This is a genomic window from Roseococcus sp. SYP-B2431 (assembly GCF_004336745.1).
In the GTDB taxonomy this organism is placed as follows: Bacteria; Pseudomonadota; Alphaproteobacteria; order Acetobacterales; family Acetobacteraceae; genus Roseococcus.
The window spans coordinates 1,318,673-1,342,726 of the sequence record NZ_SJXD01000011.1 but is presented as its reverse complement, the minus strand read 5'-3'; the positions used below and the strand labels follow the sequence as shown (position 1 = coordinate 1,342,726).

General features: G+C 72.6%; 25 protein-coding genes. 18 read left to right on the top strand and 7 right to left on the bottom strand.

What is annotated here, in order from left to right:
* Positions 1 to 114 precede the first annotated feature (114 nt).
* Both EJV46_RS07790 and EJV46_RS07785 read right to left on the bottom strand, forming a co-directional pair.
* Entirely contained in the window at positions 115 to 1,458 is a 1,344-nt protein-coding gene (locus EJV46_RS07790; protein WP_131547975.1) for a glutamate--cysteine ligase, read from the bottom strand.
* A 25-nt stretch (positions 1,459 to 1,483) separates the two neighbouring features.
* Positions 1,484 to 2,203, bottom strand: coding sequence for a 16S rRNA (uracil(1498)-N(3))-methyltransferase (locus EJV46_RS07785; RefSeq protein ID WP_131547974.1), 720 nt, complete (start codon positions 2,201 to 2,203; stop codon positions 1,484 to 1,486).
* Here EJV46_RS07785 and ubiA point away from each other — a divergent pair.
* Genes ubiA through EJV46_RS07770 form a run of 3 tightly spaced genes read left to right on the top strand, consistent with a single transcriptional unit; the run spans position 2,202 to position 4,032 of the window.
* Positions 2,202 to 3,149 (top strand): 4-hydroxybenzoate octaprenyltransferase, encoded by a 948-nt coding sequence (gene ubiA, locus EJV46_RS07780; protein WP_131548078.1) that lies wholly within the window; start codon positions 2,202 to 2,204, stop codon positions 3,147 to 3,149. The two genes, EJV46_RS07785 and ubiA, sit on opposite strands and share 2 nt — an antisense overlap.
* On the top strand, positions 3,146 to 3,790 hold the full coding sequence (locus tag EJV46_RS07775; protein WP_131547973.1) for a methyltransferase: 645 nt from the start codon (positions 3,146 to 3,148) through the stop codon (positions 3,788 to 3,790). Before ubiA ends, EJV46_RS07775 begins: the two co-directional genes overlap by 4 nt.
* Before the next feature lie 32 nt (positions 3,791 to 3,822).
* Entirely contained in the window at positions 3,823 to 4,032 is a 210-nt protein-coding gene (locus EJV46_RS07770; RefSeq protein WP_131547972.1) for a hypothetical protein, read from the top strand.
* 108 nt (positions 4,033 to 4,140) lie between these two features.
* Here the strand turns inward: EJV46_RS07770 and EJV46_RS07765 are convergent, their stop codons facing one another.
* On the bottom strand, positions 4,141 to 5,109 hold the full coding sequence (locus EJV46_RS07765) for a tripartite tricarboxylate transporter substrate binding protein (protein ID WP_165585398.1): 969 nt from the start codon (positions 5,107 to 5,109) through the stop codon (positions 4,141 to 4,143).
* A gap of 151 nt (positions 5,110 to 5,260) precedes the next feature.
* Between EJV46_RS07765 and EJV46_RS07760 the strand changes: the two genes are divergently transcribed.
* From EJV46_RS07760 to EJV46_RS07735, 6 genes are all read left to right on the top strand, one after another.
* On the top strand, positions 5,261 to 6,064 hold the full coding sequence (locus EJV46_RS07760) for an IclR family transcriptional regulator (protein WP_165585397.1): 804 nt from the start codon (positions 5,261 to 5,263) through the stop codon (positions 6,062 to 6,064).
* Positions 6,065 to 6,095: 31 nt separating this feature from the next.
* Positions 6,096 to 7,901: a thiamine pyrophosphate-binding protein gene (locus EJV46_RS07755; RefSeq protein ID WP_131547969.1), complete on the top strand. Its 1,806-nt coding sequence runs from the start codon at positions 6,096 to 6,098 to the stop codon at positions 7,899 to 7,901.
* Positions 7,902 to 7,987: 86 nt separating this feature from the next.
* A complete protein-coding gene (locus EJV46_RS07750) occupies positions 7,988 to 8,410 on the top strand; it encodes a MaoC family dehydratase (RefSeq protein WP_131547968.1) in 423 nt (140 codons plus the stop codon).
* Positions 8,407 to 8,988 carry a TIGR00730 family Rossman fold protein gene (locus EJV46_RS07745; RefSeq protein ID WP_131547967.1) on the top strand — a complete coding sequence of 194 codons (582 nt, stop codon included), beginning with the start codon at positions 8,407 to 8,409 and terminating at the stop codon, positions 8,986 to 8,988. Before EJV46_RS07750 ends, EJV46_RS07745 begins: the two co-directional genes overlap by 4 nt.
* A 62-nt stretch (positions 8,989 to 9,050) precedes the next feature.
* Positions 9,051 to 9,971 carry a bifunctional riboflavin kinase/FAD synthetase gene (locus EJV46_RS07740; RefSeq protein WP_240782438.1) on the top strand — a complete coding sequence of 307 codons (921 nt, stop codon included), beginning with the start codon at positions 9,051 to 9,053 and terminating at the stop codon, positions 9,969 to 9,971.
* Positions 9,972 to 10,054: 83 nt separating this feature from the next.
* Positions 10,055 to 10,315, top strand: coding sequence for a hypothetical protein (locus EJV46_RS07735; RefSeq protein ID WP_131547965.1), 261 nt, complete (start codon positions 10,055 to 10,057; stop codon positions 10,313 to 10,315).
* Between the two features lie 3 nt (positions 10,316 to 10,318).
* Here EJV46_RS07735 and EJV46_RS07730 read toward each other — a convergent pair whose 3' ends face one another.
* Positions 10,319 to 10,540, bottom strand: a complete 222-nt coding sequence (locus tag EJV46_RS07730) for a hypothetical protein (RefSeq protein WP_131547964.1) — start codon at positions 10,538 to 10,540, stop codon at positions 10,319 to 10,321.
* A gap of 195 nt (positions 10,541 to 10,735) precedes the next feature.
* Here EJV46_RS07730 and ileS point away from each other — a divergent pair, with 195 nt between their 5' ends.
* The 9 genes from ileS to mutL all read left to right on the top strand — a co-directional run bounded on the left by ileS (position 10,736) and on the right by mutL (position 21,821).
* Positions 10,736 to 13,585, top strand: coding sequence for an isoleucine--tRNA ligase (ileS, locus tag EJV46_RS07725; RefSeq protein WP_131547963.1), 2,850 nt, complete (start codon positions 10,736 to 10,738; stop codon positions 13,583 to 13,585).
* Positions 13,582 to 14,085, top strand: coding sequence for a signal peptidase II (gene lspA, locus EJV46_RS07720; protein ID WP_131547962.1), 504 nt, complete (start codon positions 13,582 to 13,584; stop codon positions 14,083 to 14,085). The genes ileS and lspA overlap by 4 nt, the downstream gene beginning before the upstream one ends.
* Complete coding sequence (locus EJV46_RS07715; protein WP_131547961.1) at positions 14,082 to 14,654, top strand: DUF3035 domain-containing protein; 573 nt, start codon at positions 14,082 to 14,084, stop codon at positions 14,652 to 14,654. The genes lspA and EJV46_RS07715 overlap by 4 nt, the downstream gene beginning before the upstream one ends.
* Before the next feature lie 22 nt (positions 14,655 to 14,676).
* Positions 14,677 to 14,919, top strand: a complete 243-nt coding sequence (locus EJV46_RS23405) for an NAD(P)-dependent oxidoreductase (RefSeq protein WP_165585408.1) — start codon at positions 14,677 to 14,679, stop codon at positions 14,917 to 14,919.
* Between the two features lie 65 nt (positions 14,920 to 14,984).
* Positions 14,985 to 16,373, top strand: coding sequence for a pitrilysin family protein (locus EJV46_RS07705; RefSeq protein ID WP_131547960.1), 1,389 nt, complete (start codon positions 14,985 to 14,987; stop codon positions 16,371 to 16,373).
* A gap of 142 nt (positions 16,374 to 16,515) precedes the next feature.
* A complete protein-coding gene (locus EJV46_RS07700; RefSeq protein ID WP_131547959.1) occupies positions 16,516 to 17,799 on the top strand; it encodes a pitrilysin family protein in 1,284 nt (427 codons plus the stop codon).
* Between the two features lie 74 nt (positions 17,800 to 17,873).
* The gene (pgi, locus tag EJV46_RS07695) at positions 17,874 to 19,514 is read left to right on the top strand and encodes a glucose-6-phosphate isomerase (RefSeq protein ID WP_131547958.1); all 1,641 of its coding nucleotides are present in this window, start codon (positions 17,874 to 17,876) and stop codon (positions 19,512 to 19,514) included.
* A gap of 14 nt (positions 19,515 to 19,528) precedes the next feature.
* Positions 19,529 to 20,056 carry a sugar O-acetyltransferase gene (locus EJV46_RS07690; protein WP_165585407.1) on the top strand — a complete coding sequence of 176 codons (528 nt, stop codon included), beginning with the start codon at positions 19,529 to 19,531 and terminating at the stop codon, positions 20,054 to 20,056.
* Between the two features lie 34 nt (positions 20,057 to 20,090).
* Positions 20,091 to 21,821: a DNA mismatch repair endonuclease MutL gene (mutL, locus tag EJV46_RS07685; protein WP_131547956.1), complete on the top strand. Its 1,731-nt coding sequence runs from the start codon at positions 20,091 to 20,093 to the stop codon at positions 21,819 to 21,821.
* Here the strand turns inward: mutL and EJV46_RS07680 are convergent.
* Genes EJV46_RS07680 through rsmD form a run of 3 tightly spaced genes read right to left on the bottom strand, consistent with a single transcriptional unit; the run spans position 21,785 to position 24,008 of the window.
* Positions 21,785 to 22,381, bottom strand: a complete 597-nt coding sequence (locus tag EJV46_RS07680) for a hypothetical protein (RefSeq protein ID WP_131547955.1) — start codon at positions 22,379 to 22,381, stop codon at positions 21,785 to 21,787. The two genes, mutL and EJV46_RS07680, sit on opposite strands and share 37 nt — an antisense overlap.
* A complete protein-coding gene (locus tag EJV46_RS07675) occupies positions 22,378 to 23,454 on the bottom strand; it encodes a glycosyltransferase family 4 protein (protein WP_131547954.1) in 1,077 nt (358 codons plus the stop codon). The genes EJV46_RS07680 and EJV46_RS07675 overlap by 4 nt, the downstream gene beginning before the upstream one ends.
* The gene (gene rsmD, locus EJV46_RS07670; RefSeq protein WP_131547953.1) at positions 23,451 to 24,008 is read right to left on the bottom strand and encodes a 16S rRNA (guanine(966)-N(2))-methyltransferase RsmD; all 558 of its coding nucleotides are present in this window, start codon (positions 24,006 to 24,008) and stop codon (positions 23,451 to 23,453) included. Before rsmD ends, EJV46_RS07675 begins: the two co-directional genes overlap by 4 nt.
* Positions 24,009 to 24,054 lie beyond the last annotated feature (46 nt).

The following is a 24,054-nucleotide window of genomic DNA, read 5'->3' as shown; positions in this document are numbered from 1 at the left end:
CGGCAACTTCCTCATGCCCCATCTCACCCTGGACGGCATCCGGCCGGGCGACCTGCCTCGGCGCGGGCGATCCAGGTGGTTGCGACGATCGAGGGGCGAAGAAGCCCTACTCTGCTACAGTTCCGTGAACTCGAAGGCCTTCCTGGCATCTCCCCGCCAGGCACCCTCGTAGAGCTGCAGGATTCGGTCCGCCTGGGTCATCCCGCTCGCCACGATCTCCTGCAACGGCGCGAGATAGGCCTCCTCGCCGAGGCCGCGCGCCTTTAGCCCGCCCTCGGCGATGGCCAGAGCGTCCCGCGCCACGTCGCGCAGCTTCCGGCCGGCGACGATCGCCTCCAACCCCAGCTTAGGCACCTCGGCGCGCAGCGCGTGAAGCTCCGTGACGCTCCAGCCCCGGGTTAGACCACGCGCCGCCTTTTGCGCCGCGTCGTCGTAGATCAGCCCGACCCAGAGCGCGGGCTCCGCCAGCAGCATGGGGGCGCTGCCGGAATCCGAGCCGCGCATCTCCAGGAACTTCTTGAGGCGGACCTCCGTGAAGAGGGTGGTCACGTGGTCGGCCACGTCGCCCATAGTGGCCTCGATGCCGTCCAGCCCGTCGAGGCCCTGCGCCATGAACCGCCGGAAGCTCTGGCCCGCCACGTCGTGCAGCGCGCCTTCGCGCGCCACGAAGTACATAGGCACGTCCAGCGCATATTCGGCGAAGCGCTCGAAGCCGAAGCCGTCCTCGAAGACGATCGCAGGAATCCCCGTGCGGTCCGGATCGGTGTCTGACCAGACATGCCCGCGCAGCGACTTGTAGCCGGACGGCTTCCCCTCGCAGAGCGGCGAGCTGGCGAAGAGCGCTGTCGCCAGCGGCTGCAGCGCAAGCGAGACGCGCAGCTTCTCGACCATGTCGGCCTCGTCGCCGAAGTCGAGGTTCACCTGCACCGTGGCGGTGCGCAGCATCATGTCGAGGCCGAGGCTGCCCTTCAGCGGCATGTAGCGCCGCATGATCGCGTAGCGGCTCTTGGGCATCCAGGACATGTCGGCGCGCTTGGCCACGGGGTTGAAGCCGATGCCGGAGAAGCCGAGGCCGAGCGGGCCGGCCACCTCGTGCACGTCGCGCAGATGGGCGGCGATCTCGAGCCGCGTCTCATGCAGATCCTCGACCGGGCCGCCGGAGAGCTCGAACTGACCGCCCGGCTCCAGGCTGACGGAACAGCCGTCGCGCGTCAGGCCGATGACCTTGCCGCCGTCGCGGATGGGCTCCCAGCCCTTGGCCATGATCCCTTCGAGCAGCGCGCCGATGCCCTGGTGCTCGTAGTCCGGCGGCGAGAAATCCGTGCGGCGGAACCCGATCTTCTCGTGCTCGGTGCCGATCCGCCAGTCGGATTTCGGCTTGGAGCCCGAAGCGAACCACTCGGCAAGCTGACGCGCGGAGGTGATCGGCGTGGGATCAGCCTGGCCGGGATTGGACATGGGGGCGCTTTCGGTTCCTGGAGACTCAGCCTTGGACGTCGAGGGCGAAGGAGATCGCTCCGAGCCCCGCGACCAGCGCCGTCTCCGCGCGGAGGATGCGCGGCCCAAGCGTGGTGAGCGTAACAAAGGGACGCCGGGCGAGATCGTCAAGCTCGGCCCGGTCGAAGCCCCCCTCGGGGCCGACCAGAAAGCCACAGGGGGCGCGCAACCCTTTGAGAAGCGCATGGACCGGGGGCGCGTCCCGCCGCTCCGCCCCGACGAGAAGCGCCGCGCCGTCCCAGCCGTCCAGCACGGTATGCAGCGGACGCGCCTCCCCGACCAGGGGGACCGAGAGGCGCTCGCACTGCCCGGCGGCGGCCCGGGCGATGCCGGCCAGCCGCTGGGTGTTGCTGCGGTCGGCCACGCAGCGGCGGGTCAGCACGGGCTGGATCAGGGTGGCGCCCAGTTCCGTCGCCTTCTCGACGGCCCAATCCATGGCCTCGCGCTTCAGGGCGGCGACCAGGGCGCGCAGCTCGGGCTCGGGGGAGGGGGCGCGGAGCCGGGCGCCGAGACGCAGGGCGCCGCGGTCCTTGCGGAGCGCGGTGAGCTCGGCGGCGAACTCGCCCTCGGTGGCGTTGAAGGCGCGCAGCTCGGCGCCGGGGGCGCGGCGCATCACCGTGCCGATGTGGTGCGCCTGGGCCGGAGTCAGCGCGATCTCGGCGCCCTCGGCGAGCGGCCCTTCGGCATGGATGCGAGGGATGGACATGCCCCGATGTGCCGTGCTGCATGCGCCCGTGCAAGAGAACCCCGCCGTCCAGGGCTACACCGACATCCGCGCCGGCGGGTGGATCGCGCGGCTGCCGGCCTCCTGGCGGCCCTGCGCGCTGCTCATGCGGGCGGACCGGCCGATCGGCAGCTGGCTGCTCTTCCTGCCCGGGCTCTGGGGAATCGCCCTGTTTGCCCCGGGCTGGGGCAGGGGCCTCTGGCTGACCTTCCTCTTCTTCGTGGGCGCCTTCGTGATGCGCGGCGCGGGCTGCGTGGTGAACGACCTCTGGGATCGCGACATCGACCGCCAGGTGGAGCGCACGCGCGACCGCCCGCTGGCCTCCGGTGCCGTTTCGCCGCGGCAGGCCGTGGCCTTCCTGGCGCTGCTCTGCGCGATCGGGCTCGCGGTGCTGCTGCAGCTGAACACCGCCTCGATCTGGCTCGGCGTGCTCTCGCTGGCGCCGATCCTGGCCTACCCCCTGGCCAAGCGGGTGACCGACTATCCGCAGCTGGTGCTGGGCTTCACCTTCGGCTGGGGCGCGCTGATGGGGCCGGTGGCGGCCGGCGCGCCGCTGGGATGGCCGGTCGTGGTCCTCTACGCCGCGACCATCGCCTGGATCCTCGGCTACGACACGATCTATGCCCATCAGGACCGCGAGGACGACGCGCTGGTCGGCATCCGCTCCACCGCGCTGAAGTTCGGCAAGCGGACCCGGCCCTTCCTGGCGGCCTGCTACACGGCCGTGATCCTGCTGCTGGCGGCGGCCGGCTGGCTCGCCGGCCTCTCGCCTTGGTTCCACCTCGGGCTGCTGCTGCCGGCCGTCGCCCTGGCCCTGCAGGTCCGGGCGCTGGACATCCACGATCCGGCGCTGTGCCTGACGCTCTTCAAGTCCAACCGCGAGGTCGGGCTGCTGGCCACGCTCGCCATCCTGCTGGGGCGGCTTTGAGGGACGCGGCCGCGTTCATCCGCGCGCAGACCGCCATCGCCGAGACGCCGCTGCTGCCCGGCATCCGCCTCCACCTGGCCACCGAGATCACCCCCATCTGGCAGGCCAGCGAGGCCTTTCTCGAGCTGCACGGCATGGAGCCGCCCTTCTGGGCCTTCGCCTGGCCGGGCAGCGTGGCGCTGTCGCTGGCCATGCGGGCCGATCCGGCGCTGGTCGCGGGCAAGCGTGTGCTGGACTTCGCCGCGGGCTGCGGCATCGCGGCAGTGGTCGCCGCGCAGATGGGCGCCGGGACGGTCGAGGCCGCGGAGATCGATCCGCTCGCCATCGCCGCCATCGGGCTGAACGCCGCGCTGAACAAGGTGGCGATCACGCCCCTCGACGGCGATGTGGTGGGCGCGCCCTGCCGCTGGGACGTGATCCTCGCCGGCGACGTCTGCTACGAAGCGCCGATGACCGCGCATATCCTGCCCTGGCTGCGGTCCATGGCGCGCGAGGCCATCGTCCTCCTGGCCGATCCCGGCCGGGCCTATCTGCCGCGCGATGGGATGGAGGAGCACTCGATCCACACCGTCCCCACGACGCTGGAGCTCGAGGACCGACGCGAAAGAAAGGTCGTGATCGCCCGATTGCTGCCTTTTTGAGAACACGCGGGACCGGAAAGCTCCGCTCCATCATGTGGCCCGCATATCTCGCAGCTTTGCTGCTCTCCCTTCCCGTGGCGCCCGCGACCGGTCGCGACGCCACCCAGCGCAGTTCGCTCGACCGCGCCCATCTGGGCGAGGACGGGCTACGGGAGGCCGGCCGGGCCGCCAGGGCCGCCCTGCCGGAAGAGGATGACGAGGACGCGTCCGAGGGGGACGACGCACCGGAGGGCGAGGCCTGAGCGGCGTGGGCCGCTCCCCTTCCCGCGCTGCCGGGCGGCGCAGACCCGGCGGGACCCTGACGCGCGGGGCTTCGCAATAGCCCCTCCCCGGGGCGTGATCGCGCCGGCCTATTGCGGCTCGATCCCCGCGGCGCGCACCACCGTCGCCCAGCGGTCCACCTCCGCCCTCACCATCCGCGCCAGCGCCTCGGGGCCCTGCTGGTCCGGCGCGGCGGGGATGGAGCCCAGCCCCTCGATCCGCTGGCGGATGGCCGGGTCGGCCAGCGCCGCGCGCAGCGCGCCGTCGAGCCTGGCGACCACCGGGGCGGGCGTGCCCCGCGGCGCGAAGATCGCGTTCCAGCCCTGGAAGATGAAGTCCGGCAGCCCCGCCTGGACCGCCGAGGGAACCTGTCCGCCCGCACCGGGCCCGGTGGCGGCGATGAGCAGGCCGCGCATGGTGCCGGACTGGATCTGCGGCACGGCGGCCGGCGCCAGCAGGCAGGCGCTGTCCACCTGCTGCGCCACCACGTCGTTCAGCGCCGGGCCTTCGCCGCGATAGGGGATGTTGTTGAACTGCACGCCGGCGACATGGGCGAAGAGCGCGCAGGCCAGATGGTTGGTGGAGCCGATCCCCGCATGCGCATTGGTGACGCGGCCCGGATTCTCCCGCACATGGCCCAGGAACTCCTGCAGGGTCCGCGCCGGGAAGCCGTTGCGCACCACGAAGTAGAGCGGCGTGCCGGCGATGAGCCCGATGGGCTGCAGCTCGCGCGGGTCGTAGGCGATGTTGCGGTAGATCGAGGGGGCGGCGGAATGGCTGCCGAGGCTGCCCACCGTCAGCGTGTAGCCGTCGGGCGCCGCCTGCGCGCCGCGCGCTCCGCCGATCGTGCCGCCGGCGCCGGAGAGGTTCTCCACCACCACGCGCTGGTTCAGCGTCCGCATCATGTGGTCGCTGACGATGCGGGCCAGCACGTCCGTCGCCCCGCCGGGCGCGAAGACGACGATGACGTTGATCTGGCGGCTGGGGAATTCCTGGGCGCTCAGGGGGGCTGCCCCGGCGACGAGCAGGGCCACGGCGGCGGCAATAAGGCGCTTCATTCCTATCATTCCTCTCCCTGTGGACGGCGTTGGACGACCGTCTCTGCGTTTCATCGGACGAAACGCTTTTCAGAAAGGGCCGTCAACTGTATCTGAGACCGAGAATGTATTTCGCCCTGCGACACCTCGCCCGGCGCATGAAGGAAATGGCATGCCGCAGTCCGGCCGAACCGACGGTCCCAAGGACCCCTACCTCCTCGCCTCGCTTCACCGCGGGCTGGAGGTGCTGGACTGCTTCGGGGCGCGGAACAGCTGGAGCCTCGCGGACCTCTCCACGCATCTCGGCGAGAGCAAGGCGACGATCTTCCGCGTGCTGCACACCCTCGAGCAGTTCGGCTACCTGGCGAAGGATGCGGCGACCGGCCGCTACGCGCCGGGCCTCGGCCTGCACGCGCTGGGCGCGGCCGCCGTCCGGCACGAGCAGCTTCGCTGGCAGGCGCTGCCGCCGCTGCAGGATCTGGCGGAGAGCACCGGCGAGACGGTGCATGTCGGCATCCTGCACGACGGCGTCGTGGTCACCGTGCAGATCGTGGACGGCACGCGCGCGGTCCGGATGCATTCCGCCGTGGGCAAGCGCAGCCCCGCCCATGCCAGCGCGCTGGGCAAGGTGCTGATGGCCTATCTGCCGGACGGCGAGGTGGATGCCGTGATCGCTGCCCAGGGCATGGCGCGCTTCACCGAGCGCACCCTCACCACGCCCGGGGGGCTGCGCGAGGCGCTGCACCGCGCGCGGCTGGACGGCTACGCGCAGGACGAGGAGGAGATCGAGGCCGGGCTGCGCTGCCTCGCCGCGCCAATCACCGACCATTCGGGCCGGCCCACCGCCGCGCTCGCCATCTCCGCCCCCGCCTCCCGCATGGATCCCGCGCGCGTCGCCGCGCTCGTCCCGCAGGTGAAGGCGACGGCGCTGCGCATCTCGCGCATGCTCGGCAGCCCCTCCATGGCGGCCGCCTGAACCAAGACCATCAACGGGAGACGACACGTCCATGGACGGCAGCAACAAGCAGGCGCTGATGAACGGCGCCGACATCATTCTCGACCATCTGGTGAAGCAGAAGGTGCCCTATCTCTTCGGCCTCTGCGGCCATGGCATCACCGGCTTCATGGACGCCGCCTTCAAGGCGCAGAACCGCATCAGGACCATCTCCACGCATCACGAGCAGACGGCGGGCCACATGGCGGACGCCTACTACAAGGTGCGCGGCGAGCCGGTGGCGACCTTCACCTCCTGCGGGCCGGGCTCGGCGAATATCGTGATGGCCGTCGCGGCGGCGGCGGCGGATTCCTCGGCCTTCCTGGCCATCACCGGCAATGTGCCGACCGGCCAGTTCAACCGGGGACCGTTCCAGGAGACGGGCCGGCACTTCCAGGGCGATTTCCCCGCCGTCATGCGGCCCTACGTGAAGCGCTCCTTCCAGCCGACGCGGGCGGACATGGTGCCGCTGGCCGTGACCCAGGCCTGGGACCTGCTGACCTCGGGCCGGCCGGGGCCGGTCCATCTCGACGTGCCGCTCAATGTCTTCGTCGAGGAGACGGCGGTGCGCCCGGCCGCCGCGCCCAGCCGCGTGGTCAATGGCGCGCCCGGCAATCCGCGCGAGCTCTCGGCCGCGCTCGACCTGCTGCTGGGCGCGCGCCAGCCCGTGATCATCGCGGGGCAGGGGGTGATCCTCGGCGGCGCCTGCGACGAGCTGGTGTCCTTCGCCGAGCTGACCGGCATTCCGGTCGTCACCAGCCCCAACGGCAAGGGCGCGATCCCCGACCGCCACGCGCTGGCCTTCGGCGCGACCGGGCGCAACGGCGCCTATGCGGCCAATGACGCCACGAAGAACGCCGACGTCATCCTCGCCATCGGCTTCTCCTTCGACGACCGGGCGACCAGCGCCTGGCTCGACGGCTACACGCTCTCGGTCCCGCCCTCGCGGCTGATCCAGATCGACATCGACCCCAGCGAGATCGGCCGCAACTACCCGGCCGAATACGGCATCCTGGGCGATGCGAAGGCGAGCCTGGAATTCCTCATCGGGGCCGCCCGGCCGCGCCTGGACGACGGGCGCGACCTCGCGGGTTGGATCGCGCGGCTGGAGAAGGGCCGCACGGTCTGGCGCGAGTACCAGGACGGGCTGGCCGCGAGCGACCAGATGCCGCTGCGCCCCGAGCGGCTGATGCGGGCCCTGTCCCGCGCCATCCCCGAGAATGCGATCGTGGCCTCCGATGTGGGCGTGCACCACAACTGGATCGTCCAGCTCATGGACACCATGCGCCCGCGGCATCTGATCCACTCCTGGGGCTTCGCGGCGATGGGCTTCGCCACCTCGGGCATCCTGGGCGCCAAGCTCGCCGCGCCGGACCGGCCCTGCGTCGCGGTGGTCGGCGACGGCTCCTTCCTCATGACGCCGCATGCACTGGCGACGGCCGTGGAATACGACATCCCCGTGGTCTGGGTGGTCTGGAACAACAACGGCTTCTGCTCGATCCGCGACATTCAGCACGGCATGTTCGGCGGGCGCGAGCTGGCCACGGGCTTCGAGATCCAGCGCACCGGCGAGCTCTACAGCCCGGATTTCGCGATGCTGGCCAAGTCCTTCGGCGTGGCCTCGCACCGCGTGACCCATGCCGGCGAGGTGGAGGATGCGATCCAGGCTGCTATCCGCGCGAACCGCCCCTATCTGGTCGAGGTGCCGGTGGACCGGGACATCCGCCCGATCGGCACCGGCTCCTGGGATCTGCCGCCGCTGCCCCATCCCGAGCCGAACTTCCTCAAGGCAATGGCGGCACGCGGCCTGTCGATCTGAGCGCGGGGCGGGACCGCGCCCCGCTCGTTTCCCCGGCGATCGCTTTCGGCTAGACACGAGGGCGACGCAGAGAGGGCCCGCCGGCTATGGAAGCGCAGTATTTCGAGGACCTGTCGGTCGGCCAGACCGCCAGCTTCGCCAAGACGATCACCGAGGCCGACATCCTCCTCTTCTCGGCCGTGACGGGCGACACCAATCCGGTCCACATCAATGCCGAGTTCGCCGCCACCACCATGTTCAAGGAGCGCATCGCGCACGGGATGCTCTCGGCCGGGCTGATCTCCACCGTGCTCGGCACCAGGCTGCCCGGGCCGGGCTCCATCTATCTGGACCAGAGCCTGCGCTTCCGCGCGCCGGTGCGGATCGGCGCGACCGTCACGGCCACCGTCACCGTCACCGCGCTGGACCCGGAGAAGAAGCGCGCGACGCTGGCCACCGTCTGCACCGTCGCGGGCAAGAAGGTCGTGGAAGGCGAGGCGGTCATGCTCGTGCAGGGGCGCCCCGCATGAAGCGCGTCTGCGTCTTCTGCGGCGCCCAGCCCGGACACGACGAGGGGCACGCCCGGCTCGCCGACGCGCTCGGCACGGCCATCGCGAAGCGCGGCCTGGGCCTCGTCTATGGCGGCGGCAAGGTCGGGCTGATGGGCGTGGTCGCCGATGCGGCGATCCGCGGCGGAGCCGAGGTGATCGGCGTCATCCCGGAGGCGCTGATGGAGCGCGAGCTCGGCCATGGCGAAGTCACCGACCTGCGGGTGGTGCCCTCCATGCACGTCCGCAAGGCGATGATGAACGACCTCTCCGACGGCTTCATCGTGCTGCCGGGCGGCATCGGGACGCTGGAGGAGGCGGTGGAGATCCAGTCCTGGTCGCAGCTCGGCATCCATCGGAAGGGCCTCGTCTTCCTGGACACCCATGGCTACTGGGCGCCGTATTTCGCGCTGCTCGAGCGCATGGAGGGCGAGGGCTTCATCCGGCCGCAGCATGCCGGCCTCGCGCTGCAGGCGCGCAGGCCGGAGCAGGCGCTGGACATGCTGGCGAGCTGGGAGCCGCCCAAGGTCACGCGCTGGATGACGCAGACCGAGGCATGATGGCGTCCGGTGATCGGAGCGCCGACAGGCGCGGAGAGCTGAACCGGCCGCCCGGCGGTCGCGTGCAGGTCCATACCGATTGGCACGGCCTCCCCGAAGCCGCGCGGGGCGCCACGCTGGCGCTGGGCAATCTCGACGGCGTGCATCTCGGCCATCTCGCCGTGCTGGCCGCCGCGCATCAGGCGCGGCCGGACCTCACGCTGGGCGCGCTGACCTTCGAGCCGCATCCGCGCGAGCATTTCCGCCCCGACGATCCGCCGTTCCGGCTGGCCCTGCTGCCCGCCAAGGCCGCCATCCTCGGCGCCCATGGCGCCCGGCACGTCATCGCGCTGCCCTTCGGCGCCGAGCTCGCCGCCATGTCGGCCGAGGATTTCTGCCAGTCGGTGCTGGTGGAGGCGCTGGGCGTGCGCCACTTGGCCTGCGGGCCCGACTTCGCCTTCGGCCACCGCCGCGGCGGCGACGTGACCCTCCTCGGGCAGTTCGCCGAGGCGCATGGCATCGGCCTTTCCATCGTCCCGCATGTGAAGGACGCGCAGGGCGCCATCAGCTCCACCCGCATCCGCCGCCTGCTGCAGGACGGCTATCCCGAGCGCGCCGCCGCCATGCTGGGCCGGGACTTCGCGATCACCGGCGCCGTGACCCATGGCGACGCGCGAGGCCGCACCATCGGCTTCCCCACGGCCAATATCCCGCTCGGCCGGCATCTGGAGCCGGCGCGCGGGGTCTATGCCGTGCTGGTGACGCTCCCGGACGGGCGGGTGGTGAAGGGCGTCGCCAATCTCGGCCGCCGTCCGACGCTGGGGGGCGACCCCATCTCGCGGCTCGAGGCGCATCTCTTCGACTTCGCCGAGGACCTCTACGGCCAGGAACTCGGCGTGGCCCTGGTTCACTTCCTCCGCGAGGAACGGAAGTTCCCGGATTTCTCGGCGCTGGTCGCCCAGATCCAGGCCGATGCCGCCGAGGCGCGAACCCTCTTGGGTTGACGCAGCCGCACAAATTTCCTGCGCCCGCTGCATCCGGGGCCGCCCGCCGCGCGTTCCGCTTCTACAGCCCGGAGGCGAAGCGGATGAAAGTCTACGTAAGTCTCGAGGACGGCCTGGAGCTGGTCGGGCGCACCAGCCTGCGGGAGGAGATGGCCGACGACTACGTCGTGGACCTCGACATCCCCGGAACCGGCGCGGCCCTGCGCCTCACCTATGCCGTCCATTCGGTGCCCTGGCTGACGCCCCAACTGACCCTCGGCACGGAACGTGCCGTGGTCCTCTCCCTCGGCCAGACGCCCGATTTCCTGCCGGGCTGGCAGCGCGTGGACCCGGACGCCATCTGATCGTCAGGCCCGGGCCGGCCTGCCGCCGAGCTTGGCCCCGCAGGCCGGGCAGGCCTCCGCGATCACCGCCTCGCCTTCCGGCGAGGTCAGCACCAGCAGCCTGCTCGTCTGGCGCAGCCGCAGGTCGTCGAAGGTGCCGATCCGCGCCGCCGGCGTGGCCAGCAGCGCCCGCAGCCCGGCGCAGGGGCGCAGATCCCGCCCGAAGCTCCGATTGACCTGCATCACGCAGCTGCTCCCCTGTTCCGGCGCTTGACCGCCACCCCCCGACATCCGCATATCTCCCGCATGAGCGCGACCCGGACGTTCCGAGTTTCTGGCCGAATTCCCGGCCCGGCCTTCTCCTGAAGGCCGGGATCAGACCCGTACGTCCCCTATTCACGCGCCGCATTCTCCGAGAACCGGCCGCGCACGAGAACCCCGATGAACGACGCTCCCGTGGACGAGACCAAGACCGCAGCGCGCGATTACCGCAAGACGGTCTTCCTGCCCGCCACTGTCTTCCCCATGAAGGCCGACCTGCCGAAGCGCGAGCCCGCGCTGCTGAAGAAGTGGGCCGATTCCGACAGCTGGACCAGGCTCCGCGCCAAATCCGCCGGCAAGCCGAAATTCGTGCTGCATGATGGCCCGCCCTATGCGAACGGCCCGCTGCACATCGGCCACGCGCTCAACAAGATCCTGAAGGACGTCATCAACCGCGCCGCCCAGATGGCCGGCAAGGACGCCAACTACATCCCCGGCTGGGACTGCCACGGCCTGCCCATCGAATGGAAGGTCGAGGAGGAGTACCGCAACCCCAAGGGCAAGTATCAGGGCGGCCGCAAGAAGGACGACGTGCCGGTGCTGGAGTTCCGCGCCGAGTGCCGCGCCTATGCGGCCCATTGGCTCGGCGTTCAGCGCGAGGAGTTCGAGCGGCTCGGCGTCGCCGGCGACTGGCCCGACCGCTACGCCACCATGGATTTCCCCTCGGAAGCGGTCATCGCCGGGGAAATCGGCAAGTTCCTGATGAACGGCTCGCTCTATCGCGGGCTGCGGCCGGTGATGTGGAGCCCTGTCGAGAAGACCGCGCTGGCCGAGGCGGAGATCGAGTATCACGACCATGTGAGCCCGACGCTCTGGGCCCGCCTCCCGCTGGTCTCGGGCAAGTTCGCCGGCGCCTCCATCGTCATCTGGACGACGACGCCCTGGACCATCCCGGGCAATCGCGCGGTCGCCTACGGTCCCGAGATCGACTACGCGGTCGTGCACGTTGCCGATACCCGCGAGGGCAGCCACCTGAAGGTGGGCGAGACGGTGATCGTCGCGCTGCCGCTGCTGCCGAAATTTTCGGAGGATGCGGGCCTCGTCGCGCATGTCATCAAGCAGGTCGTGAAGGGCACGGCGCTGGAAGGCGCCATCGCGGCCCATCCGCTGCGCGGGCATGGCTACGACTTCGACGTTCCCGTCCTGGCCGGCGACTTCGTCACGACCGAGGCCGGCACGGGCTTCGTCCACATCGCGCCGGGTCATGGCGAGGACGACTTCAACCTCGGCCGCATCCACGGCCTGCCCATCCCCGAGACCGTGAACGACGACGGCACCTTCACCCATCACGCGCCGGGCTTCGAGGGGCTGCACGTCTTCAAGGCGCACGATGCCGTCTATGCGGCCGTCGAGGCGGCCGGCAACATGGTCGCCAAATCGAAGATGACGCACAGCTACCCGCATAGCTGGCGCTCCAAGAAGCCGGTGATCTTCCGCGCGACGCCGCAATGGTTCATCGCCATGGACGACAGCAACGAGATCCGCCGCAAGGCGCTGGACGCCATCGCCGCCACGCATTTCGTGCCCGATGCCGGCCGCAACCGCATCGGCAGCATGGTCGCCGGCCGGCCGGACTGGTGCATCTCGCGCCAGCGCGCCTGGGGCGTGCCGATCGCCGTCTTCGTGGACAGGAAGACGGGCGAGGTGCTGCGCGACCAGTCCGTGATGGACGGCATCGTCGAGGCTTTTCGGACCGAGGGCGCCGACGCCTGGTACCAGCCCGGCGCGGCCGCCCGCTTCCTGAATCCTGGTGCCGGCTCCGCGGGCGGGGGCAACCACCGCAACCCCGACGACTACGAGCAGGTGATGGACATCGTGGACGTGTGGTTCGAGAGCGGCAGCACGCACGCCTTCGTCCTGCCGCCGCGCGGCCTGCCTTTCCCGGCCGACCTCTACCTCGAAGGCTCCGACCAGCATCGCGGCTGGTTCCAGTCCTCGCTGCTGGAATCCGTGGGCAGCCGCGGCGTGGCGCCCTTCAAGGCCATCCTCACCCACGGCTTCGTCCTGGACGAGGGCGGCCGCAAGATGTCCAAATCGCTCGGCAACGTCACCGCGCCGCAGGAGGTGATCGCCAAGTACGGCGCCGACATCCTGCGCCTGTGGGTGATGAACTCCGACACGGCGGAAGATCTCCGCATCGGCAAGAACATCCTGGAGCAGCAGGCCGAGCTCTACCGCCGCATGCGCAACACGCTGCGCTGGCTGCTCGGCAACATCGCCGGCTTCGACGAGGCCGAGAAGGTCCCGGTGGCCGAGATGCCGGAACTGGAGCGCTGGGTCCTGCATCGCCTGACGGAGCTCGACGCGCGCATCCGCAAGGCCGTCGCCGATTACGACTGGAGCGGCGTGCTGCCGGAGATCCACGCCTTCTGCTCGACGGATCTGAGCGCCTTCTACTTCGACATCCGCAAGGACAGCCTCTATTGCGATGCGGCCTCCTCGCCGCGCCGCCGCGCCGCGCGCACGGTGATCGACCAGCTGCACCGCTGCCTCTGCGCCTGGCTCGCCCCCGTGCTGTGCTTCACGGCGGAGGAGGCCTGGCTGTCCCGCTTCGGAGAGGGCGCCGAGAGCGTCCACTTCCAGGAATTCCCGCAGCTTCCGGCCGAGTGGCGCGACGAGGCCGTGGCGGCGCGCTGGAACGACATCCGCCGCACCCGCCGCCTCGTCACGGCGAGCCTGGAGGACCAGCGGCGCGACGGCGCCATCGGCTCCTCGCTGCAGGCCGCCGTCTCGCTCACCGTGCCCGAGGGCGACGCCGCCGGGACGCTCGCCGCCGAGGACTGGGCGGAGATCCTCATCGTCTCCCAGGCCGCGATCGCCGCCGGACCCGAGGTCGCCCTCGAAGTATCCGCGGCGCCGGGCGCGAAATGCGAGCGCTGCTGGCGCGTGCTGCCGGAGGTGGGCCGGTCCGCCGCCCATCCGACCCTCTGCCTGCGCTGCGAATCCGTCGTGGAGGCCCTGCCGGCATGACGCCCGCGCTCAGGACCGGAATCCTCTTCGCCCTGCTGCTGCTGGCCGCCGACCAGGCGAGCAAGTGGTGGATCCTGGAGGTCGTGCGCCTGCCGGAAGTCCGCAACATCCCGGTCGTGATGCTGGGCCCGCTGGGGCTCGACCTGACCATGGTCTGGAACCGCGGCGTGACCTTCGGGCTCTTCTCGGGCGAGGGGAGCTGGAACCACCTGATCCTCGCGGCCCTGGCCCTGGTCGTGGCGGGCTTCCTCCTGCGCTGGCTGGCCCGGGCCGAGACCCGGCTCGTCACCTATGCTCTCGGCGCCGTCATCGGCGGGGCCGTCGCCAACGTGATCGACCGCGTGCGCTTCGGCGCCGTGGTGGACTTCGTGGACGCCCACGCCTGGGGCTGGCATTGGTACGTCTTCAACCTCGCCGACGCGGCCATCGTCTGCGGCGTCCTGGCCCTCGTGGCCGACGCCTTGATCCGGCCCGAAACCCAGCGCAAAGAGGCGCCATGATGAAGTCCCCAGCTCCGTTCGCGGCTCTTCCCCTGCTTGCCGCCGGCATCCTCCTGGTCGGCTGTGGGGGCGACACCATGCGCAGCTTCGGCCTGACCCGCGACGCTCCGGACGAGTTCCAGGTGACGACGCGCGCGCCGCTCTCCATGCCGCCGAGCCTGGGCAACCTGCCGACGCCGCGCCCGGGCGCGGCCCGCCCGCAGGAGATGACGACCCAGCAGCAGGCTGAATCGGCGCTGGTGCCGGGGGCCGTGACCGCCGGGCCGCGATCCGGGGGGCCGAGCTCGGGCGAGCAGGCGCTGCTCGCCCAGGGCGGGCGCTCCGTTCCGGACAATATCCGCAACCGGGTGGACGAGGAGAGCCTGCGCCTCGAGCGCACCGATCGCACCGTGGTGGACCGCGTGCTGTTCTGGCGCGACGCGCCGCCGCCGGGCACGCCGGTCGACCCCTCGCGCGAGGCCCAGCGCCTGCGCGAGAACGCGGCGCTCGGACGGCCGGTGTCGGAAGGGCAGACGCCGGTGATCCAGCCGCAGCGGCAGGGCTGGTTCACGGGCTGGCGTCTCTGGTAGCGGCCAGGGCTTCCGCCCGGTCATCGCCGAGAGGGCGCCGATCGCCGGCGCCGTCCTCGATGTCTTCGACCAGGAGCCGCCGCCTACCGACGATCCGGCGCTCAGGCTGCCCGACGTCGTCCTGACTCCGCTCACGCGGGCCAGCGCGTGGCGGGGGAGAAGCCGCTCCCGTCATCCCGGAGCCGTCGTTGGGCCAGGGAGCTCACCCGCTTCGGCCGGCGGCCCCCGGGCGGGCCCGATGATGACAGACGGGCCACCCCGATGATGACGCCTTCATCAGAAACCGGCGGAACGCTGGCGCCGGGCCGCATCCCGTCGCATCTTGCGGCCATGGACCCTGTCACCCGCCGTTGCGCCCTGAAAGGCGCCGCCGCCGCCACCCTCGCCGCGCCCGCGATCCCCGCTCCGGCCCCGGCCTTCGGGCAGACCCTCGCCCCGCCGCGCCGAATCGACCAGCCGCTCTTCGGCGCCGTCTCCTGGACGCTGGGGAACGGGCTGCGGGTGGTCCTCGCCGAGAACCGCCGCGCCCCCGTCGCCGCGCACTACCTCTTCGTCGCGGCCGGCGCCGGCGAGGATCCGGCCGGCAAGTCGGGCGTGGCGCATTTCCTCGAGCACATGATGTTCAAGGGCAGCCCGGACATCCCCTCGGGCGCCTTCAGCCGGACGGTCGCGCGCGAGGGCGGGCAGGACAACGCCTTCACCAGCCGCGACGTGACCGCCTATTACCAGATCGTCGAGGCCTCGCGCCTGCCGCTCATGATGCGGATGGAGGCCGACCGTCTGCGCGCGCCGCTGATCCCCGCCGACGAGGTGGAATCGGAGCGCGGCGTGGTGCTGGAGGAGCGCCGGTCCCGCACCGACGCCGTCCCCCGCGGCCGCTTCCGGGAGGCCTTCGACGCCGCCATGTGGGGCCCGCAGCATTGGCGCGGCCGTCCGCTGATCGGCTGGGAGGACGAGATCCGCGCCATCACCCGGCAGGACATCCTGGACTTCCACCGGCAGCACTACACGCCCTCCAACTCCGTGCTGATCGTGGCCGGGGACGTGCGCGAGGCCGATCTGCGCCGCTGGGCGGAGGAGTTCTACGCGCCCATTCCCGCCCGTGACGCCCCGCCGCGGAACCGCGCGCCGGTCCCCGCCGCCGCGCCCGAATCCCGGCTGGAACGGCGCGACCCGGCGGTGCGCGAATCGACCTTCCTCAAGACCTATGCCGCCCCCTCGGCCACCTGGGGCGAGACCGACCTCGCCGACCCCCTGGAGGTCTTCGCCCATCTGCTGGGCGGTGGCACCGGCTCCCGCCTGCACAAGGCGCTGGTCGAGACCGGCCTCGCGGTGAGCGCCGGGGCCGGCTACGACGGCGATACGGTGGGCGTCGGCAGCTTCGGCGTCTATGCCACGCCGCGCCCGGACATCGAGACGGCGCAGATCGAGACGGCGATCTCGGCCGTCCTGGCGGATCTCCTGCAGGAGGGCGCCTCCGAGGCGGAGGTGCGCCGCGCGGTGCGGCAGGAGACGGCGGGCTCCTTGCTGGCGCTGGACGGGCTGGGGGCCGCGCCGCGCATGCTGGGCGGCGCGCTCGCGATCGGCCTGCCCATCGAGTTCGTGGAGCACTGGCCGAAGCGCATGGCCGAGGTGACGCGCGACCAGGTGAACAAGGCCGCGCGCGCGGTGCTCGCCGAGCCGAGGATCGCCACCGCCGGCTGGCTGCTGCCGGCATGAGGATTTTTGTGCCTTCGAGCGCCGGGCGGCGGCTCCGCCGCCTGGGCTTCGCCGCGCCGCCGTCATGCCGGGCGGGAGAGTCGGTTGTACGGCGCCGGCCGCGGTCGCGGCCGGATTCACGTAGCGCCGACTGGATTTTGCCATGAGCAACAACACCCTGTTCGGCGTCGAGCTGCCGGCCCGCCGCGGCTTCTCCGTGCCCATCCAGATCGTCGAGCAGGGCGGCATCTCCGCCTGGCTGGTCGAGGACCATTCCGTCCCCGTCGTCTCGGTCGCCTGGGCCTGGCCGCAGGGTGCGGCGGCCGATCCGCGCGGCAAGGAGGGGCTCGCCAATATCTCGGCCGCCATGCTGAGCGAGGGCGCGGGCAACCTCTCCAATGTCGGCTTCGCCGATGCGCTGATGGATGCCGGCATCGGCCTCTCCTTCACCGGCGGGCGCGACAGCTTCGAGGGCAGCTTCCGCGCCCTGGCCGATGCGTTGCCCGAGGCCGTGCGCCTCGCGCGCCTCGCCATGACGCAGCCCCGCCTCGACGCCGAGGCCCTGTCCCGCGTGCGCGCCCGCGCGCTGGTGGCCTCGCGCCAGTCACTGGAGACGCCGGCCGGCCTCGCCCGCCGCGCCTTCTGGGAAGCGGGCTTCCCGAACTTCACCGCGGGCCGGCTCTCCACCCCGGAGAGCATCGCCGCCATCGGCCAGGACGACATCCGCGCCTGCCTGGGCGCCCAGCTCACCCGCGGGAACCTGCTGGTCGCGGCCTCGGGCGCGATCGACGTGGCCGGGCTGCGGGCGCTGCTGGCCGAGCTCTTCGGCGCGCTGCCCGGCCATCCCATCCCGGACACGCCCCCCTTGCCCAACCTCGCGGAGTTCGGCGTCGCGCTGCGGCCCAAGGCCGCGCCGCAATCCACCCTGGTCTTCGGCCAGGACGGCCTGCTCCCCACCGATCCGGACTGGGAGGCCTTCCAGGTCGCGCTGCGCATCCTGGCCGGCGGCGGCTTCACGAGCCGGCTGATGAAGTCCGTCCGCGAGGAGCGGGGGCTGACCTACGGCATCGGCGCGGGGCTCGACCTGCTCTTCGGCCGGGCCGTCATCATCGGCAACGTGCAGACCGCCAATGCCAGCGTGGGCGAGGTCTGGGGCCTGATCCGCAGCGCCTGGACGGAGATGGCGGTGGGCGGCCCGACCGAGGCGGAGGTGGCCGATGCGCTGGCCTTCCTCGGCGGCTCGCTGCCGCTGCAATTCACCGACAGCCGCCGCACGGCCAACCTGCTGCTGAACCTGCGGCAGGCGGGGCGCGCGCCGGACTGGCTGGCGGGCCGCCCGGCGCGCCTCGCGGCCATCGACCGGGCCCGCGTGGCCGGGGTGGCGGCGCGGGTGCTGAAGCCCGAGGGGTTGGGCCTGGCCGTGTCGGGCGAGCCGGTCGGGCTGTGACCGCCTCGCGGTCCGGATTTCGTGCCGCGGCCTGGGCCTGTTAACCTCCTTCCATCATCCGGATGGAAGCGGGCATGAGCGATTCGACGTTGGAGACCGCCTGGGCGCGGCTGGAGCGCCTGGCGGCCGCGCCGGGGGCGGAGGAGATCCGCCCGCTCTTCGCCGCCGATCCGGGGCGCTTCGCGGCCTTCTCGCAGCGCGGCGCGGGCCTTTTGCTCGACCGCTCCAAGACCTCGGTCTCGCCGGAGGTTCAGGCCGCGCTGCTCGACCTCGCCGTCGCGGCCGATGTCGAGGGCAAGCGCGAGGTCATGGCCTCGGGCGGCATCGCCAACCCGACCGAGGGGCGCGCCGCCCTGCATATGGCGTTGCGCAGCCAGTTGCCCGGGGCGCCGGCCGAATGCGCCGACGCCCAGGCCACGCTCGCGAGGATGCGCGAGTTCACCGCGACGGTGCATCGCGGCGAGATCCGCGGCGCCACCAACCAGCGCTTCGACACGGTGCTGAACATCGGCATCGGCGGCTCCGACCTGGGGCCGGTGATGGTGGGGCGGGCGCTCTGGCGCGCCGGCGACCCGATGCGGCCGATCCACCTGGGCAATGTGGACGGCCATGGCTGGGAGACGGTGCTGCCGCTGCTCGACGCGCGGCGGACCCTGGTGCTGGTCGCCTCCAAGACCTTCACCACGCAGGAGACCATGGCCAATGCGCGCCTGGTCAAGCAGTGGATGGAGGCGAGCGTGGGCCCGGCGGGCGCCTCGGCGCATTTCGCGGCGCTCTCGACCAATATGAAGGACACCGCCGCCTTCGGCATCGCGCCCGACCGCGTCTTCCCGTTCCAGGACTGGGTGGGCGGGCGGTTCTCGCTCTGGTCGTCGATCGGGCTGTCGCTGGCGCTCTCGCTGGGCTGGGACCGCTTTCAGGCGCTGCTCGACGGCGCGGCCGCCATGGACCGCCACTTCCTCGAGGCGCCGATGGAGGAGAACCTCCCCATCCTGCTGGCGCTGACCGAGATCTGGCACATCAACGGCCTCGGCCTGCGGCGCCGGGCCGTGCTGCCCTATGACGAGCGGCTGCGGCGGCTGCCGGCGCATCTGCAGCAGCTGGAGATGGAGAGCCTCGGCAAGCGGGTGACGGTCGCGGGCATGCCGGTGCGGCGCTCCACCGGCGCGGTGGTCTTCGGCGAGCCGGGCACCTCCGCGCAGCACAGCTTCATGCAGCTGGTCCATCAGGGGGCCAAGCCGGTGCCGGTGGACTTCATCCTGGTCGCGAAGCCCGACCATACCCATGCCGAGAACCACCGCATCCTGCTGGCCAATGGCCTCGCCCAGGCCGAGGCGCTGCTGGCCGGCCGCAACGCGGAGGAGGTGGCGGAGGACATGCGCCGGGCCGGCGCGGACGAGGCCACCATCGCGCGGCTGGTGCCGCACAAGGTCTTCCCGGGCGACCGGCCCTCGGTGACCATCCTGCTGCCGCGCCTCGATCCCTTCACCCTGGGTGCACTGATCGCGCTCTACGAGCACAAGGTGTTCACGCTGGGCGCGCTCTGGGGGATCAATCCCTTCGACCAATGGGGCGTGGAACTCGGCAAGGTGCTGGCCAATCCGCTGGTGCGCGAGCTGGAGGCCGGGGCGCGCGGCCCGACCGGGGAAGGGGGCCACGATGCCTCGACCGCCGGCCTGCTTGCCGAGGTGCTGCGGCTGCAGGCCCAGCCGTGACCGAACGGGAAAAGATGCTGGCGGGCCGGCTCTACAACGCGGCCGATCCCGAGCTGCAGGCCGAGCTCGCGGCGGCCGCCGCCTGGCTCGCCCGCTACAATGCCGCCGGCACCGAGGCCCCGGCCGCGCGCCTCGCCTTGCTGCGCGAGCGGCTGTCGGAGGTGGGAGATGGCGCGGCGATCCGGCCGCCCTTCCATTGCGACTACGGCTGGAACATCCGCCTGGGCGCGGGGGCCTTCCTCAACTTCAACTGCGTGATCCTGGACGTGGCCGAGGTCGCGATCGGCGATCGCGCGCAGATCGGGCCGGGCGTGCAGATCCTGACCGCCGACCATCCGCGCGACGCGGCCACGCGGGCGCTGGGGCTGGAGTCCGGCCGCCCGATCCGCATCGGTGCCGATGTCTGGATCGGCGGCGGCGCGCTGATCCTGCCGGGGGTGACCATCGGCGACGGCGCGGTGATCGGCGCGGGCGCGGTGGTGACGCGCGACGTGCCGGCGGGCGCGACGGCCATGGGCAATCCGGCCCGGGCGAGGGGTTGAGGAAGCCCGCGCCGTTTTCTGCTAGCCTCTGCCGGTGACCATCCGACTCCTCTCCGCCACCACCGCCAACCGCATCGCCGCGGGCGAGGTGGTCGAGCGTCCGGCCGCCGTGGTGAAGGAACTGGTGGAGAACGCGCTCGATGCCGGCGCACGCCACATCCGCGTGGCGCTGGAGGAGGGCGGCATCGGCCGCGTCCTCGTCGAGGATGACGGCCACGGAATCCCTGGGGTGGAGCTGGAACTGGCGGTCGAGCGCCACGCCACCTCCAAGCTGCCCGAGGAGGCGATGCTCTTCGCCATCGGAACCCTGGGCTTCCGGGGCGAGGCGCTGCCCTCCATCGGCGCGGTGGCGCGACTTTCGCTGACCTCGCGCGTCCCGGGCGGCGAGGCCCATCGCGTGACGGTCGAGGGCGGGCGGAAATCCGCGGTGCAGCCGGCCTCGGGCGCGCCCGGCACGCGGGTGGAGGTGCTGGACCTCTTCTTCGCCACGCCCGCCCGGCGGAAGTTCCTGCGCTCGCCCCGCGCCGAGGGCGATGCCGCCATCGACGCGCTGCGCCGCCTGGCGCTGGCCTGGCCAGAGGTGGGCTTCGAGGCGGCGCTGGACGGGCGGTCGCTGCTGAATCTCGCGCCCGCGCACCGCGACGCCCGAATCCGCGATCTGCTTGGCGCCGACTTTGCCGCGGCCGCGCTGCCGGTGGCGGGGGAGTGGGACGGGCTGTCCATCGCGGGCCTCGCGGGCGGTCCGGCCTTCACCCGGGCCAATGCGCTGGAGCAGCACCTCGTGGTGAACCGCCGCCCGGTGCGCGACCCGCTGCTGCGCACCGCCCTGCGCGTCGCCTATCGCGAGGTGATGGCGGCGGGCCGCCACCCCGCGGCCGCGCTCTTCCTGGAGCTGCCGCCGCATGAGGTGGACGTGAACGTGCACCCCATGAAGACGGAGCTGCGCTTCCGGGAGGCCGAGCGGGTGCGCGGCGGGGTGATCTCGGCGCTGCGGCGCGCTTTGGGCTTCGGAGTCGGCCAAGGGGGCGGGAATTCGTCGAGCCGGAGCATGGGCTATGCCGGGCCGGCCCGGCTTTCCTTCCCGCCGCCGCAGCCGCATCGGGGGCAAGGCTTCGCCGAGGCGCCCCTGCCGCTCGCCTTCTCCCCGCCCAGCCCGCTGGAGGCGCCCGCCACCCCCGTGCCGCCGGAGCATCCCCTGGGCCGCGCGCTCGCGCAGGTGCTGGAGACCTATATCCTCGCCGAGGCGCCCGACGGGTCGCTGGTCCTCGTGGACCAGCACGCGGCGCATGAACGCCTGACGCATGAGCGGCTCTCGGCCGAGATGCACGCGGGCGGCATCCGCGCGCAGCCCTTGCTGCTGCCGGCCGTGGTCGAGCTGCCGCAGGCGCACCGCCTGGCCGAGGCGGCCCCGGAGCTGGCCCGGCTCGGCCTGGAGCTGGAAGGCTTCGGCCCCGGCGCGGTGCTGGTGCGGGCCATGCCGGCGGTGCTCGGCGCCCCCGACCCGGCCCCGCTGCTGCGCGACCTGGCCGAGGAGCTGGAGGAGAGCGGCGAGGGCATCGCCCTGGCGCTGCGGCTCGACGCGGCCATCGCGCGGCTGGCCTGCCACGGCAGCATCCGGGCGGGGCGCCGGCTCGCCCCGGCCGAGATGGACGCGCTGCTGCGCGCCATGGAGCGCACGCCGCGCGCCGCCACCTGCAGCCATGGGCGGCCGACCTTCCTGAAACTCGGTCAGGCGGAATTCGCGCGGCTCTTCGGGCGGAGCTGAACCGCCTCCCAGACGACCTCGGCACCGGCGGCGGCGCGGAGGGTCAGGGTGAGGCCCTCGAGCTCCGCCAGGGGCTTCCGGCCGCGCAGCACGGCCAGCACGGGATCCAGGGGGGCGGACATCGGCAGGGGCGGCAGCGTGACCCGGGCCGAGGCGCCGGCGGCCAAGCGCAGCAGGGGGCGGGCGGCGCCGCCGGCCAGGGCGATCGTCGCGCCCTCGCCGAGGATCCGCGCCGCGCGCCAATGGGATTCCGGGATCAGGGGCTCGCCCGCGTCCCAGATGCGGCAGGCAAGGGGCAGCGGTCCTTCACCGAGCGTGCCCGAGAGGCGCAGCGGCATGCCCTCGGCGCGCAGGGCCGCGCCCGGGCCGGCCTGTCCCAGCAGCACCCAGCCGGCGGCCGGTGCCGTGACGCGCGTCGCGCCCAGGACCAGCGTGGAGGAGGGCGCCGCGGCGGGCAGATGCACCGCCGCCAGCCCCGCGACGGGCAGCCCCAGGCCGCGCGGCCGCTCGTCGAGCCAGAGCGAGGTCGTGCCCGGGCGGCGCTGGTGGAGCAGCCTCATCGCGCGGCCGCGACGGCGAGCAGCCAGGCGGTGCGGCGGATCATCGCGGCCTCGTCCCAGTCCGCGACCGCCGCGCGCGCCCGCGCCACCCGCGCCGCCGTGCCGGCCGGGTCGCTCAGCGTCGCGCGGAAGGCGCGCGCGATGTCGTGCGGATCGCGCCGGACGAGGCGCGCCACCTGCTCCGCCTCCGGCCAGGCCTCGAGCGCGGCGCGGGTCGCGAGGATGGGGCGCCCCGCCCAGGCCGCCTCCTGCAGGACGAGCGGCACCCCCTCGTGCTCCGAGGCCAGCAGCACGGCATCGGCGCAGGCCAGCAAAGCTGGGACGTCCTCCACCCAGCCGAGGAGATCCACGCCCGGCGCGCCGGCGAGGGAATCGGCCAGCGGGCCTTCCCCGGCCAGGACCATCCGCGCCGGCGCGATGCGCGCGGCGATGGGCCCCGCCAGATGCGCGCCCTTCCGCTCCTCGATCCGGCCGACCTGCACGAGGAGCGGCACGCCCCCGGGAAGGCCGAAGCGCGCGCGATTGGCCGGGACCGGCGCGCGGGGCGGGAGGCCGTTGGGAATGGCGGCGGCGCGGCCGAAAGGAAGGCCGAACAGCAGCTCCAGCCTCCGCGCCGAGGGTTCGGACACCGCGGCCCAGCCGGGGCTCAGCCCCGTGAGCCAGGCGCGCTCGCTCTCGGCGAGGCGCCAGTCGGTGCGCACGAGATGGGCGACGGCGAGGCACGGGACCGCCGCGTCGCGCAGGGCCCCCAGCGCGCCGAAGGCTTCGGTGGGAAGCGGGCAGCAGACCAGCGCCGCGTCGGGGCGCCAGGCGGCGAGGAAGGGGGCCAGCGCGGCGGCCTGGCACTGGTGCGCCGCCGTGAAGCCGAAGGTGGGCTCCGGAGTCAGGGGGAGGGGAATGCCGTGGCAGCTGCCGAGCCTGGCGCCGGCCGCTTCCAGCACGGCAGGCCCGGCCGCGACCGCGACTTCGGCGCCCATGCCGGCCAGCCCGCGCGCGACCTGGAGCGTCTGCAGCTCGGCGCCGCCGAGGAAGGGCGAGGGGATGACGGCCAGGATCCGCTCCGGCGCGATCATCCGCGCAGGACGAGCAGCCGTGCCTTGCCGTGGCTGCGGTCGGCCAGGAGCTCGAAGCGGGTCTCCGGGACCGGATCCTTGGCGCCGAGCTCGGTGCAGACCAGCGCGCCGGGGCCGATCCAGCCGGCGGCGTCGAGCGCCTCCAGCGCGGGGGCCAGCAGGCCGGAGCCGTAGGGCGGATCCAGGAAGACCAGGCCTGCGGGATGCAGCGGGCGAGGAGGCTTGCCGGCATCGCCCGCGATGACCTGCGTCGCGCCCTCGGCCTCGGCGCCGCAATTGGCGATATTGGCGCGCAGCGCGACCAGCGCGGCCCGGTCCTTCTCGATGAAGGCGGCCCGCGCCGCGCCGCGCGAGAGCGCCTCCAGCCCGAGCGCGCCCGTGCCGGCGAAGGCGTCGAGGACGGTCGCGCCGTCGACCAGCTCCCGGCCGGCCCAGGGCGCGTGCCAGAGCATGTCGAAGAGGGCCTGGCGCGCCCTGTCGGAGGTGGGGCGGGTGGCCTCGCCCGGCGGGGCGACGAGCTTCTTGCCCTTCCACCGGCCCGCGATGATCCTCATTGTTTTGTGTCCTCAGGCGCCGGGCGCGCGCTCTGCGCGCCTGGCT